At 65.2% G+C, this 14,013-nt stretch carries 12 protein-coding genes; 7 read left to right on the top strand and 5 right to left on the bottom strand.

The features are described from left to right. Nucleotides 1-37: 37 nt before the first annotated feature. Nucleotides 38-1,492 (top strand): amino acid permease, encoded by a 1,455-nt coding sequence (locus AC3AP7_RS20800; RefSeq protein ID WP_487364449.1) that lies wholly within the window; start codon nucleotides 38-40, stop codon nucleotides 1,490-1,492. Nucleotides 1,493-1,663: 171 nt separating this feature from the next. Here AC3AP7_RS20800 and AC3AP7_RS20795 read toward each other — a convergent pair whose 3' ends face one another. Together AC3AP7_RS20795 and AC3AP7_RS20790 are read right to left on the bottom strand one after the other, a co-directional pair. Beyond that, on the bottom strand, nucleotides 1,664-1,936 hold the full coding sequence (locus tag AC3AP7_RS20795; protein WP_487364448.1) for a hypothetical protein: 273 nt from the start codon (nucleotides 1,934-1,936) through the stop codon (nucleotides 1,664-1,666). 390 nt (nucleotides 1,937-2,326) lie between these two features. Further along, nucleotides 2,327-3,367: a zinc-dependent alcohol dehydrogenase family protein gene (locus tag AC3AP7_RS20790; RefSeq protein ID WP_487364447.1), complete on the bottom strand. Its 1,041-nt coding sequence runs from the start codon at nucleotides 3,365-3,367 to the stop codon at nucleotides 2,327-2,329. 222 nt (nucleotides 3,368-3,589) lie between these two features. Between AC3AP7_RS20790 and AC3AP7_RS20785 the strand changes: the two genes are divergently transcribed. Then, nucleotides 3,590-5,158 carry a tetratricopeptide repeat protein gene (locus tag AC3AP7_RS20785; protein ID WP_487364446.1) on the top strand — a complete coding sequence of 523 codons (1,569 nt, stop codon included), beginning with the start codon at nucleotides 3,590-3,592 and terminating at the stop codon, nucleotides 5,156-5,158. 158 nt (nucleotides 5,159-5,316) lie between these two features. Here the strand turns inward: AC3AP7_RS20785 and AC3AP7_RS20780 are convergent, their stop codons facing one another. Beyond that, a complete protein-coding gene (locus tag AC3AP7_RS20780; RefSeq protein ID WP_487364445.1) occupies nucleotides 5,317-7,212 on the bottom strand; it encodes a methyl-accepting chemotaxis protein in 1,896 nt (631 codons plus the stop codon). A 605-nt stretch (nucleotides 7,213-7,817) separates the two neighbouring features. Between AC3AP7_RS20780 and AC3AP7_RS20775 the strand changes: the two genes are divergently transcribed. Further along, nucleotides 7,818-8,564 carry a glucose 1-dehydrogenase gene (locus AC3AP7_RS20775; protein ID WP_487364444.1) on the top strand — a complete coding sequence of 249 codons (747 nt, stop codon included), beginning with the start codon at nucleotides 7,818-7,820 and terminating at the stop codon, nucleotides 8,562-8,564. Nucleotides 8,565-8,607: 43 nt separating this feature from the next. Here AC3AP7_RS20775 and pstS read toward each other — a convergent pair whose 3' ends face one another. Continuing rightward, nucleotides 8,608-9,672, bottom strand: coding sequence for a phosphate ABC transporter substrate-binding protein PstS (pstS, locus tag AC3AP7_RS20770; protein WP_487364443.1), 1,065 nt, complete (start codon nucleotides 9,670-9,672; stop codon nucleotides 8,608-8,610). 65 nt (nucleotides 9,673-9,737) lie between these two features. After that, nucleotides 9,738-11,225: an MFS transporter gene (locus AC3AP7_RS20765; RefSeq protein WP_487364442.1), complete on the bottom strand. Its 1,488-nt coding sequence runs from the start codon at nucleotides 11,223-11,225 to the stop codon at nucleotides 9,738-9,740. 428 nt (nucleotides 11,226-11,653) lie between these two features. On the opposite strand from AC3AP7_RS20765, the gene AC3AP7_RS20760 reads away from it, so the two are divergent. From AC3AP7_RS20760 to AC3AP7_RS20745, 4 genes are all read left to right on the top strand, one after another. Beyond that, nucleotides 11,654-12,130 (top strand): Hcp family type VI secretion system effector, encoded by a 477-nt coding sequence (locus AC3AP7_RS20760; RefSeq protein WP_487364441.1) that lies wholly within the window; start codon nucleotides 11,654-11,656, stop codon nucleotides 12,128-12,130. Between the two features lie 8 nt (nucleotides 12,131-12,138). Next, nucleotides 12,139-12,573 (top strand): STM2901 family protein, encoded by a 435-nt coding sequence (locus AC3AP7_RS20755; RefSeq protein WP_487364440.1) that lies wholly within the window; start codon nucleotides 12,139-12,141, stop codon nucleotides 12,571-12,573. Beyond that, the gene (locus AC3AP7_RS20750) at nucleotides 12,563-13,009 is read left to right on the top strand and encodes a DUF1493 family protein (protein ID WP_487364439.1); all 447 of its coding nucleotides are present in this window, start codon (nucleotides 12,563-12,565) and stop codon (nucleotides 13,007-13,009) included. Before AC3AP7_RS20755 ends, AC3AP7_RS20750 begins: the two co-directional genes overlap by 11 nt. 103 nt (nucleotides 13,010-13,112) lie before the next feature. Beyond that, nucleotides 13,113-13,970, top strand: a complete 858-nt coding sequence (locus tag AC3AP7_RS20745) for an oxidoreductase (protein WP_487364438.1) — start codon at nucleotides 13,113-13,115, stop codon at nucleotides 13,968-13,970. Nucleotides 13,971-14,013: the final 43 nt, after the last annotated feature.

Raw genomic sequence — 14,013 nt, 5'->3', positions numbered from 1 at the left:
GGTCGCAGGGCGCGTAGAACAATCAGGAGAACATGAGATGAGACACAACGATCCCTTTGAAAAAATCGTCCACCGCGAACAGGGGCTGCGCCGCAGCCTGAGCGCCGCGCAAATGTCGATGATCGCCATCGGCGGCGCGATCGGCACCGGCCTCTTTCTCGGCAGCGCGTTCGCGATCGGCTTTGCCGGCCCGAGCGTGCTGATCAGCTACGCGATCGGCGCGCTGATTTCGCTGCTGCTGATGGGCTGCCTCGCGGAGATGACCGTCGCGCACCCGACCGCGGGATCGTTCGGCGCGTACGCCGAGCATTATGTGAGCCCGTGGGCCGGCTTTCTGGTCCGCTATGCGTACTGGGCGTGCATCGTCCTCGCGGTCGGCACCGAGGTGACGGCGATCGCGCTCTACATGAAGTACTGGTTCCCGGCCGTGCCGGGCTGGCTGTGGATCGTCGGCTTCTCGGCCGCGCTCGTGCTGGTCAATGCGCGCAGCGTGCATGTCTTCGGCTCGGTCGAATATGTGTTCTCGGTGATCAAGATCGCGGCCATCGTCGCGTTCATCGCGCTCGGCGCCTACGTCGTGTTCGTCGATCCGACGCTCGTCGGCAGCGCGCGTCCCGGCGCGGCGGCGACGCCCGCCGGCTTCCATCACTACGTCGCCGACGGCGGCTTCTTCCCGAAAGGATGGTGGGGCACGTGGGTGGCCGTGATCGTCGCGATCTTCAGCTATCTGAGCATCGAGATGATCGCGGTGGCCGCGGGCGAAGCGCAGGACCCGGAGCAGGCGATCGGCCGCGCATTCCGCTCGACGGTCGTGCGCCTCGTGCTGTTCTATCTGGTCACGCTCGCGCTGATGCTCGCGATCGTCCCGTGGCGCGAAGCGGGCCGCAACGGCAGCCCGTTCGTCGAAGTGATGAAGGCGCTGCACATTCCGGGGGCCGCCGGCGTGATCAACTTCGTGGTGCTCGTCGCCGCGCTGTCCGCGATGAACAGCCAGCTCTACATCACGACGCGCATGATGTTCAGCCTGTCGCGCGCCGGCCATGCGCCGCGCTGGCTCGGCAGCGTGGACCGGCGCGGCGTGCCGCTCGGCGCGCTGCTGCTGTCGACCAGCGGCGTCGCGCTCGCGACCGCGTTGAGCGTGCTGTGCCCGGACACGTCGTTCACGATCATGATGGCCATTTCGATGTTCGGCGCGCTCTTCACGTGGACGATGATCTTCGTCACCCACTACTTTTTCCGCCGCCGCTGGGACGCGAGCGGCAGGCCCGCGCCGCGCTTCAGGATGCGCGGCTTTCCGCTGCTCACGCTGCTCGGCGCGAGCCTCACGTTCGCCGTGACGGTGACGACGCTGTTCACGCCCGCGTTCCGTATGACGCTGATCTTCGGGCTGCCGTTCCTCGGCATCCTGAGCTCGGTCTACTTCGTGGCTTACCGGGGACGCCAGCCGGACGGGGTGGCGGCGCAGGCGGCGGAAGCCACGCCGGGCGGCTAGACGCGCGGGCGGCGCGCCAGCCCGTCCGTGGCGGCGCGCGGCGGCTGGGGGCGAAGGGCGGGATGACGGCGCGGGACGACGGCGCGGGACGACGGATCAGGGCAACTGCGCCGGACGAGCGCATACGATGCGCCGTGCAGGACGACTGCGCAGGATGCGCCGTGCAGGCGCCTAGCGATCGATGCCGCGCCCCGCCCGCCAAAGACCTTGCATGACCACGACGATTGCCAGCGCGAGCACGAGGCTGCCGGCGAACAGCACGCCGGCGACCACGTCGTCATAGCCCTCGACGCCGAATGCGCCGAGCATCACGAACAACGGGCGCAGCAGCGTATAGCCGTTTTCGCTGTATAGCCACTCAGGAATCGCGGCGATCTGCCTCAGCGACAGGAACACCGGGACCGTCAGCACAAGGGTGGCCAGCCCCGTCCACCCCAGCCTCATTGCTCGTCCGCCGTTGCGTCGTGCCGGAGCGACGTACCGGGTATTGCCGTTGCATGGTGCGGCAGAGAAACACTGATCCCAAAGCGGTGAGGTAGCGGCATCGAGCGAGGACCCATCCGGGCAAACGTTGTATCGCTGTTGACCGGGTGAGACGCACGTGCGATCAGCAGCTGTCCGTACAGCCGCGAGAGAATAGCGCGCCGCCCATCTCATAACAACATTCGACGGCATGCGGTGCGTTCGTGGTCGCTCAGGTGAATTCGACAGGACTGCCAGGATCCATGATCAGCGCTCATTGCGCTCCCCGACGCCCGCGCGGGGAGACCGCGCGCGCGCCATACTGCGCGGCCAGCCGTGCGCGCGGGGTGCGGCGCGCTGCCGGACGCGCGCCTACGCCACCTCGATGATCACCTTCAGCGCATGCGTGTCGGCGGCATGGCCGAACGTGTCATACGCATCCGCGATGTCGTCGAGACGGAACCGGTGCGTGATCAGCTTCGCGGGATCGAGGCGGCCCGCGCCCACGGTTTTCAGCAGCATCGGCGTGCTGACGGTGTCGACAAGCCGCGTCGTGATCGCGATGTTGCGGTCCCACAGCTTCTCCAGATGCAGGTCTGCTTTCACGCCGTGCACGCCGATGTTGGCGATCACGCCGCCGGGCGCGACAAGCTGCTCGCACAACTCGAACGATGCCGGCACCCCCACCGCCTCGATCGCGCAGTCGACGCCGGTGTTCGCGGTCAGCTGCATGACCGCCGCGACGGGATCGGTCTGCGCAAAGTTGATGCAGGTGGTGGCCCCGAAGCGCCGGGCGACTTCGAGGCGATGCGCGTCGCGATCGATCATCACGATCTGCGCGGGCGCGTAAAACTGCGCGGTGAGCAGCGACGCGAGCCCGATCGGCCCCGACCCGACGATCGCCACGGTGCTGCCGGGCTCGACCTTGCCGTTCAGCACCCCGCACTCGAATCCGGTCGGCAGGATATCGGACAGCATCACGAGCGCCTCCTCGTCGGCGCCCGCCGGAACGGGATACAGGCTCGTCCCGGCGTGCGGAATGCGCACATACTCGGCCTGCACGCCGTCGATCCGGTTACCGAGTATCCAGCCCCCGGTCGTGCAATGCGAGTACATGCCGCGCCGGCAATAACTGCACTTGCCGCACGACGATATGCACGAAATCAGCACGTGATCGCCCGGTTTGAACGACGCCACCGCCGCCCCCACCTGCTCGACGACGCCGACGCCCTCGTGGCCGAGAATGCGCCCCGGCTCGCAGGTGGGAACGTCGCCTTTCAGAATATGCAGATCGGTGCCGCAAATGGTCGTGCGGGTGACGCGGACAATGGCGTCGGTCGGTTCGACGAGTTGCGGAACCGGACGTTCTTCAAGCGACTTCTTGCCGGGGCCGTGATAGACAAGCGCTTTCATCGGAGTGCCTCCCATGCGGGGACGGGTGTCCCCTCTACCGGGTCACTCTAGACGCGGCGCGCGCGGGGGCGTTTGACCTGGGTCAAGCGACCCGGCGCGGCGAAACGAGCGGCGCACGGATGTGCATTACGCGGCGTGCCGGCGAGCGGCGCGGCGCGATCCCGTACAATGACGCGCTTGTCATCTGTCGGCCGCGTGCGTTTCAGCACGCTCTTTTTCGCCATGAATCACGATGTTCAACACGCTTTCGCAGCGGCCCAGCAGCACTTCAAGGCCGGGCAATTCGACGAAGCGTCGCGCCTGCTGTGCGACATTCTGGCGAGCGTGCCCGATCACGGCGAAGCGCTCGAAGGCCTCGGCTACATTGCCGCGCGGCAGGGCGATCACGCGCGCGCGGCCGAATACCTGATACGGGCATCGGCGCATCTGTCGATGTCCGCCGGGCAGTTGCACTTCGCCGCGCAGGTCTGTCAGTCGGCGCAGCGCCACGCAGACGCGGTCGTGCTGTTCGAGCAAGGCCTCGCCCGCTCGCCCGGCCATGCCGCCTCGATGCACGGTATGGCCATGTCGCTGGCGCAGCTTGGCGAACGGGAGCGCGCGCTGGAGATGCTGGTTCGTCTATGCAGGATCCAGCCGCAATCCGCCGAAGCGCAATACAACCTGGGGACGCTGCTCGGCACGATGGGGCGTCATCACGAGGAATTGGAGGCTTACCGGCGGGCAATCGCCATCCATCCGCGTTTCGTGCGCGCCCACGTCAACCTCGGTGTCGCATTGCGCGATCTGCGGCGCTTCGACGAGGCGCTGGCTCAGTTCAGGAAAGCGCTGGCGCTCGATCCGAACGACGCCGGCGCCCGCACCAATCGCGCGCAGACCAATCTGCTGCTCGCACAGTTCGAGCACGGCTGGCGCGAATACGAATGGCGCTGGCGCGATGGCGCACAAAGCCACGGCTTTCCGCCGGAGCGTCAATGGACGGGCGCCGAGCCGGTCGCCGGCAAGACCGTCTTCGTTCACCACGAGCAAGGGTTCGGCGACACGCTGCAGTTCCTGCGTTTCGTCGACCGGCTCAGTGCGGCTGGCGCGCGTGTCGTCGTGCGGGTTCAGGATGCGCTGCTGCCGCTGCTCGACGCGTATCCCGGCGCGGCTGAAGTCGTGGGCGAAACCGCGGAGGTACCGCGTTTCGACTACCACATTCCGCTGCTCAGCCTGCCCTTTGCGCTCAAGCTGCAGGCCGACGCGCTCGCGGCGCCCGGGCACTATCTGCGCGCGGACCCGGCGCGTGTCCGCCAGTGGGACGATCTGTTCGCACACGCGAGCCGGCAGTGGAAGATCGGGATCGTGTGGTCGGGCAGCCGCACGCATCCGAACGATCGCGAGCGTTCCATGTCGCTCGCGCACCTGATGCCGCTGCTCGACGCCGACGCCGATTTCTTCTCGCTGCAACCGGACGTGCGCGAACACGATCGCGCGGCCCTCGCCGGGCTCGATCAGCGCGGCGTGCTGCGCGACGTGTCGGCGCGCCTCACGACGTTCGCCGAGACCGCCGCGCTGATCGCGCGCGTCGACCTCGTCATCAGCGTCGATACCGCGGTGGCGCATCTGGCCGGCGCGCTCGGAAAGGCCGTATGGATCGCGCTGCCCTTCATGCCGGACTGGCGATGGCAGCTCGATCGCAGCGACAGTCCGTGGTATCCGCAGGCGCGGCTCTTTCGGCAACCCGCGCAGGGCGACTGGCGCGCGGTCGTCGCCGCGCTTCGCGCCGCGATCGACGCGCTGCCGGGCGTCTGAACCGCGCCCCGCGCGCCTCGGATGCTGTGGCGGACGGTGGGCGGTGGGCGGTGGGCGGTGGGCGGTGGGCGGTGGGCGATAGGCGATAGGCAGTAGGCAGTAGGCAGTAGGCAGCGTAGAGCGGCAGCAAGCAACAGCGGAACCCTGCGCCGGCGCGGCTATAGCCTGAACTCGGACATCGTGCTGCTCAGCAGCGCCGCCTGCTCGTCGAGCGATTGCGCGGACGCGACAGCCTGCTCGACCAGCGCCGCGTTGTGTTGCGTGACCTCGTCCATCTGCGCGACCGCGCGATTGACCTGCTCGATGCCGCGACTCTGTTCGTCGGACGCCACCGCGATCTCGCCGATGATCTGCGACACCTTGCTGATCGCCTGCTGAACCTGGCCGATCGTCTCGCGCACCTGCGCACCCTGCTGCTCGCCGGTCTGGATTACCGCCGCCGACGAATCGACCAGCGCCTTGATCTCCTTGGCCGCCGACGCCGAGCGCTGCGCCAGCGTGCGCACCTCGCTCGCCACCACGGCGAAGCCGCGCCCCTGATCGCCGGCACGGGCCGCCTCGACCGCGGCGTTCAGCGCGAGGATGTTGGTCTGGAACGCGATGCCTTCAATGAGGCCCGTGATCTCCGAGATGCGCGTCGAACTCGCGCTGATGAGGCCGATCGTCTCGACCATCTCGCCCATTGCCGTATTGCCCCGGCTCGCGATGCCGGTCGCCTCGCCGGCGAGCGTATCCGCGCGACGCGTATGCTCGGCGTTCTGTTTGACCGCCTCCGTCAGTTGCGTCATGCTCGCGGCGGTTTCCTGCAACGACGCGGCCTGCTCCTCGGTGCGCGACGACAGGTCGAGATTGCCGCTCGCAATTTCACTGGACGCGCTCGCCACCGAGCGGGTGCTCGCCATCACCTTCGGCACGACGTCCTGCAGCCGCGCGACGAAGCGGTTGAAGCTCGCCGCGACCGCGGCGAATTCCGTGCCCCCCGTCTCCGGCAAACGGCGCGTCAGGTCCGCCTCGCCGGAAGAAAGCGCATCGATGCGCTCGCGCAGTGCGTCGAGGCGGCGCATCAGCGCGCGCATGCCCCACACCATGAACGCAAACAGCGCGGCGATCATCGGAATCTGCACGCTCGCCAGGTGCGTCAGAATGCGATGCGTGTTGGCCGACAGGCTCGCGGTCGGCACGCTCGCCGCGATCAGCCACGGGCTGCCGGGAATCGGCTTCAGGAACAAGGTCTGAGACTCGCCGCCCGCCTCGAACTCGCCGGTGATCTCATGACCGTTCAGCGCCGCCAGCCGGCGCCCGATTTCCGCGGCCATCGGTACCGTGGACGCGAGATCGGACACGTTCTTCAGCAGGATGTTCGAACGGATGCGACTGCTGTTGCTGACGATCTTGCCGTCGGCCTCCACAATCAGGATCTGGCCGTGGATCTGCTGCTCCATTTCGGCGACCAGCTCGCTGAAGAAGCCCAGCGTCACGTTCACGGTCACCGCGCCGTACAGCTGACCGTCCCGGTAAATGCCCATGTCGCAGTTGGTGCGCGGGATCGGGCTTGCCGCGTTGTTATAGGCCTTCGCCCAGATGCAATGGCCCCTGGGCGCGTTCTCCGCGTTCTTGTACCACGGCTGCTCCCAGTAGTCCGGCGCGGCGCTGCTGTTCCAGAACGTATCCGCCGCGAGCTTGCCGTCGGAGCCGCGCACCACGAAGGTACTGAACTTGTCGCGGCCGGCCTCGCGCTTGCCGGGCAGCGGCCAGATGCCGCCGCCGATGACGCTCGGGTCGCCATACTGGTCGACCAGCGGACCCAGCAGCGCGTCGACCTGGACCGGGTCGCCGGCGGCGGCAGCCTGCGTGATGCTGCGCGCCTGCGCCTCCACCTGCAGCAGTTGCTCGCTGATGCGCACGCCGATCTGGTCGACTTCGTTGGCGACCACCTTGCTTTCGAGCGCGGTCAGATCCGGCGCGACGAACCAGTGGATCACGCCGAACGTGGCGAGCACCAGTGCGGCGAATACCGCACAACCAATCAGGATGAAACGGGTCTGGGTTGACATCTTCTTTTCCATTGTCGATCTCGATGGCGAACCGGTGTCGGGACGCGTCGGGGTCCTGTCGGGCTATCCGGGCAGCAGATTGCCGGCGGCTCTTACGGCCATTGATTCAACCGCCCGGGGGCCGGTGGAATGCCGGAGCCGGGCGGAACGCCTCGCCTCGGTCTCACCCGCTTATCGGCACAAAATACGGAACCTTTAGTCGACTATTTTTTATTTAATTCATTATTCACTGGAAGATATACGAAATACGGAACTTTTTGTCTCTTATTTTTATGGACCACAATCCGAAGGCGATGACCTCCGCATCCTGACCCGTGCCGCCGCACGCGGAGAACGCATCGCGAGACCCCGGTCTGCCGTTTCGGCCCGCACGAGCGGTCCGGCACGCCGCGAGCGGCGTGTGCGGCGTCTCCGCCCACTATCTGCCTGCTATCCGCCTGGTATCCGCTCCGATTGTTCGGCTGATCCCGCCAGTCAATTCGTATCGGGCCGCTTTATCCCGGCCGCGCAAGACCCTACATTCACGCTCAGTACCGGCAGATCGCTTCGCGCGATGCATGACGCCGGTTCCGGTCGAGGGTGCAACTTACGCTGAGGGATACATCATGGGCAGGCTGGCAGGGAAGGTAGCGGTGGTCACGGGCGCGTCGAAAGGGATCGGCGCGGGTATCGCGAAGGCACTCGCGGCCGAAGGGGCCGCGGTGGTCGTCAACTATGCGAGCAGCAAGGCCGGCGCCGACGCGGTCGTGTCGGCCATCACGGCCGCCGGCGGCAAGGCGGTGACCGCGGACGGCGACGTCTCGAAGGCGGCCGACGCAAAACGTATCGTCGATACGGCCGTCGAAACGTATGGCCGCCTCGACATTCTCGTGAACAACTCGGGCGTCTACGAGTTCGCGCCCATCGAAGCGATCACGGAAGCGCAATATCGCAGGCAGTTCGACATTAACGTGCTCGGCGTGCTGCTCACGACGCAGGCCGCCGTCGCCCATCTCGGCGAGGGCGCGAGCATCATCAACGTGAGTTCGGTCGTCACGACCGTCACGCCTGCGGCGACCGCCGTCTATAGCGGCACGAAGGGCGCGGTGGACGCGATCACCGGCGTGCTTGCCCGCGAACTCGGACCGCGGAAGATCCGCGTGAACGCGATCAATCCCGGTGTGGTCGCAACCGAGGGCGCGCACAGCGCGGGGGTGATCGGCTCCGATTTCGAAGCGGTCGCGGTCAGCCAGACGCCGCTCGGCCGCGTGGGCCAGCCGGACGACATCGCGTCGGCCGTGGTGTTCCTCGCGTCGGACGACGCGAAGTGGCTGACGGGCGAGCATATCGTCGCGAGCGGCGGGATGCGCTAGTCAGGCGCGCCGGGCGGTGCAGCGTCCGTGCGGCGCGCACCGCTCATCGGATGGAGTCGATCTGGTTGGTGCTCAGTTCCCACGTGTGCGGCGGAAGCGGAATGAAGTGCACGGCCGCCAGATACGCGGCATTTTCATCCGACGGCAGGATCGTCCATTTGAGGAATGTGCGGATCTGCGCGGCAAGCGCCGGGTTCGGCTGGCGCGTCGACACGATCGCGTATTCGTAGTTCACGAGCGGATAGGTGCCGGAGGCGGGCGCGAACACGAGACTCAGACGTTCGTCCGGCGGCGTGCGCGCACCGAGCGACGCGGCGCCGGCGGTGATCGTCGCGCGGGTCGGCAGCACGAACTCGCCCGCGCCGTTCTTCAGCGCGGCGGTGCCGAGTTGCGCCGCGGCAATGTCCTTCGCATAGCTCACGCCGACATAGCCGAGCGCGTAGGGCGTCGCTTTCAGCACATTCACCATGCCCGCATTGCCGGTCGCCGCGAGCGCACCGGGCACGGCAGGCCACGCAACCGTGGTGCCGTAGCCGAGCGTGTCTTCCCACGACTGCGTGGAGAACGACAGGAACTGCGTGAACACGAACGTATCGCCCGAGCCCTCGCTGCGGCGCACCGGCACGATGACATGATGCGGCAGCGGCACACCCGGGTTCAGTGCGGCGATCTGCGGCGCGTTCCATGCGCGGATCGCGCCGGTGTAAATGCCGGCGAGGGTCGGTCCGTCGAGCTTGAGATGAAGGTCGTTCAGCCCCGGCACGTTGTAGTTGATCGTCTGCGCGGCGATGGCGAGCGGCACGCTGAGGATCCACGGATGCCTGATTGCTTCGGCATCCGAAAGAAATGCATCAGAAGCACCGATGTTCACGTGGCCTGCGATCGCCTGATCGATCCCGGCCTGCGAACCGGTCGCACCGACCGCGATGCGCACGTCGGGATGCGCCTTCGCATACGCATCGCGCCATGTCCTGAACAGCGGGGCGAGCAGGGTCGAGCCGGTTTCGGTCAGCGTCACCTGCTGCGCGTAGGCGTGCGCGCCGGACAGCGCCGCGAGCGCCACGAGCGCGCGCGCGATGAATGATTGTCGTCGTGTGGCGGTCATCATGTCCCTTGTTGCGTGTCGGGCGGCGCCCGATGTGGCCGGTGTAAAGCGGGCTTGCCCGAACTGCCTTACTTGCCGATCTGGTCGAGGCGCACGCCGGTCGTCTCGATCCGGAACAGCCAGGTGACGACGGACCCGAGCACGGACGTGACGACGAGCGCATACAGCAGCATGCTCGTGCCCAGCGTGACGAGCAGGATCGGAAACAGGAATGCGGTCATGATCGCGCCGATCTTGCCGACCGCCGCCGCGAAGCCGGCGCCCGCGCCGCGGATCGCCGTCGGGAACACCTCGCCCGCGAGCAGATAGGTCTGCGCATTCGGGCCGACGTTCGTCATGAAATTGAAGAGCATGAAGCCCGCGAAGATCAGCGTCGTCTTCGCGCTGCCGTCGACGCTGCCCGACAGCGCTGCGACGAACAGGCCCACTGCGCAGCCGAGGAAGCCGATCACCTGCAGCTTCACGCGCCCGGCGCGGTCCGCGAGCAGTACCGCGAACAGAATCCCGACGATCAGCAGCGACGTGGTCAGCGCGGCGCCCTTGGCCGCGAGAATGTCGTTCAGGATCAGGTCGCTCACGCTGCGCACGTGATCGGGCTTGCTGCCGAGCGCGACCGCGAGAATCGTCGGCGTGAAGATGCCGATGCCGTAGGTGCCGAGATCCTGCAGGAACCAGGGCACCGACGCGAAAATCGTCGCGCGCAGATTCTTCCGGCCGAACAGCTGGAGAAACAGCTTCGCGCCGCCGTGGCGCTCGCCGGCCCCGGCCGCGTGCTGGAGGGCGATGTCGGCGGGATAGCGCGGGCTGCGATGAAGCAGCCGGCGCGTGGCTTCCTGCGCCTTGTCGACCTTGCCGCGCACGTGCAGCCAGCTCGGGCTTTCGGTGATGAAGAAGCGCCCCACCGTGACGAGCACCGCCGGGATGATCGCGATCGCGTACATCCAGCGCCACGCTTCGAGCTGCGGCATGAACGACAGCACCAGATAGCCGATCCCGGTGCCGCCGAGCGCGCCGAGCGCCTGGAAGCCGAAGGCCGCGAGCACCAGCTTGCCGCGGCTCGCGCTCGGAATGCTTTCGGAGATGATCATGTGCGCGGTCGGGTAGTCGCAGCCGAGCGCGACGCCGAGCCCGAACAGGCTGACCACGAGCGAGGTGTAGTTGCCGCAGACGGTGAGCAGCACGAGAAAGCAGCAGAACAACACCATCTCGACGATGAACATCCGCTTGCGGCCGAAGTAGTCGGACATGCCGCCGAGGCCGAGCGCGCCGACCAGGATGCCGATCAGGCTCGCAGCCGACACGAGGCCGTTCTGCGCGGCGCCGATGCCGAACTCGCGCGAGATCAGCGGCAACGCGACGCCGGTCATGAACACGACGAAGCCCTCGAAGAACTTGCCGGCCGCGGCGAGCGCCCAGATGCGCCATTGCATTGCCGTCATGGGCGTGGACATCAGGCGGGTGCCGTCGGGCCAGACCGGGCATTCGTCGATATATTCCTGCACCGATTTCGCGCCGGCCTGCGACGCGGCGAGAAGGGTCGCCGTCTGATCCGCCATGTCAGGGATTCCTCTGTGATCGGAACGCGCGTTGCGGGTCTGCTTCGCGATCCGGCCGGGGGGCACGGAATCGCGCTGGAACCGGCGCCACCGGGGCGCATGCCGGCGGCATCGGGGAAAACCCGATGCCGCACCGCGACCGGCAGCGACGCGCGCAGGGGGCTTGTGGAGAGATTCTAGAAATTGATCGATGTCAAGTCTGTGACAGGGTCGGAGGGCGCGACAGCAGATGAACCGTGAGTGAAGCATTCTTTCATTGTGAGTCACCCGCACTAATCATGCATCAGGCATGGCCGAGCAGATCCAGTAAATATCGCTTTTATGAGATAAATCGTTTCCTTGCTCATCACACTACTTAGGCAGTAGTATTTTTCAGATTGAATTTTTCCATTTCTATTTCACGATCTTTAACAAACCCGGAATGCGCAATGGCACTGGATATATTTATCAAGATTCAGGGAATCGCCGGTGAATCGCAAGATGCGACGCATCTTGACGAAATTGACGTAATTGACTGGACCTGGAAGATTACACAGCAATCCGGCATGATGTCCGGATCCGGCGGCGGCGCCGCTAAAGCATCAGTTGGCGATCTCGAATTTACACATCAGTTGGACCGCGCGAGCCCAAATCTTTCGCGGTATTGCTTCATGGGAAAGCATATTCCTGAAGTGAAACTAACCATGCGAAAGGCTGGTGGCATCCCTCATGAATTCATGCGCATTACACTTTTTAATGCGATCGTCACGCACGTCGAACCGTTTTCAGATATGAATGGCTGCATCGAAGCAGTCCGGCTTTCATTTTCGAGAATGAAGAAGGAATATATTCTTCAAAATGTGGCGGGAGGTAATGCTGGAACCGTGACCGCACTTATTGATGTCAAAGCAAACGTCTCACGATAGGCGCGCGAATGACTGCTAACGTTTACCAGTTCAATGAACATCGCGACCTTCCCCCCGTTGAATTGTTTTTCTGGATTGCACTCGATCAGACGAAAAAGCAGCTAGGCTTCGCGGACCTTGCCGCCGTCGCAACATGGCTTCTTAGTGTGAACGACGTCCCGTTGTCGGGAAAAATGAAGACCGCGACAGAAGGAACATCGGTAATGTCTCTCTTCTTTCGAGCAGTGGTGAAGAAACGAGCGCCGATGAGACTTCCCACCGTGACTCTTATGACGCTGAGAAGCGGGAAGTTCCTTTATACAAAGAGCCTTGGCGCGTTCATTGGCCGGTCGGTGCCGGTCGTAGACGTTGTGTTCATGGGCTACGACGCGACGTGCATCATGTACCGTACCGTGAAGCGGTATAACGCTATGGTCAAACCGGAGGACAGGCTTGGAGCATGATCCGCAGTGGGAGGCCCTTGTTGCATTGACCCGCGAAGAAATCCCGTGGGCCGGAAAGCGGGAACCGCTCACCGCGGCAACGCGTATTCTTCATGACCTTCGCATCGACGGAGACGACGCGGTTGAATTCATGGAGAAGTTCTTCGCAACGTTTCACGTCGCTAACGTGGAAGACTTCCCTGTCCATCGGTACTTCGGTCCTGAGGGCAGCGCCGCTGTTCCACTGCTCATCGTACCGGTGCTGATTGCTGCATGGTTTCGCTTCGTGCTCGGGCGCCCACGCGTACGGGATGACAGCCCCCCCCCGCTGACCTTGGGCATGTTGCTCGAAGCGATACGCGCGGGTCGTTGGGATACCGCGCTGATCGAAGGTTCAGGCGGCGAAGCCGAAACACTTAGTTCATCGCGACATCGCCAGACGCGCAATGGACGGTGAACCGAAAGCGGCGCGGGCGTACCGTTGACGACCGGGTAACATGCAACGGAACAGCGTCCGGCACATCGCCCACCTCGTCACAATCACACACAGGAGAAACGTCATGGCCAGCGTCCCACAAGGTGGCATCAAGCGCGTATGGTTCATCACCGGCGCGTCGCGCGGCATCGGCGCGTTGATCGCCGAGGCGGCGCTCGCGGACGGCAACGCGGTCGTGGCCGCCGGACGGCATGTCGCGGCGATCGTCGAGCGTCTCGGTACCGCGACTGCGTTGCTGCCGGTCGCGCTGGACGTAACCGATGAAGCGCAGGCAAAAGCAGCCGTGCAGTCGGCAGTGGAAAAATTCGGCCGCATCGACGTGCTGGTCAACAACGCCGGCTTCGGTCTGCTGGGCGCGGTGGAAGAGTCGGCCGACAAGGACGTGCGCCGCATGTACGACACGAACGTATTTGGCTTGCTGAACGTTACGCGCGCGGTGTTGCCGACAATGCGTGCGAACCGCTCGGGCCACGTGATCAATATTTCATCCATCGGCGGCTATCGGGCCGCCGCGGGGTTCGGCGCGTACTCGTCAACGAAGTTCGCCGTCGAAGGCATTACGGAAGCATTGCATGCCGAGCTGAAACCGCTCGGCGTTCATGCGACCGTTGTCGAACCGGGCTATTTCCGCACGGACTTTCTGGACGCGTCCTCGCTCGTCGTTGCACCGGACGTGATCGACGACTACGACGAAACCTCCGGTGCGGTTCGCCGCAGGGCCGTGCAGATGAATCACAACCAGCCCGGCGACCCGACGAAGCTCGCGGCCGCGATGATCGCGCTGGTCGACGCGCCGAACCCGCCGTTGCGCCTTCCGCTTGGCGCGGACACCCTGGCTGCGATCGCCGCGAAAAACGCCTACGTGACGCAGGAAATGCAAACGTGGAAGGACCTGTCGGCATCGACCGACTTCGCCGCCTGAGTGACGCGAAGCGGTCAGGATTTCGATGAATTCACACGCATTC

The sequence above is a fragment of the Paraburkholderia sp. PAMB 6770 genome (assembly GCF_057748135.1).
This window is presented reverse-complemented; position numbering and strand designations above follow the sequence as displayed.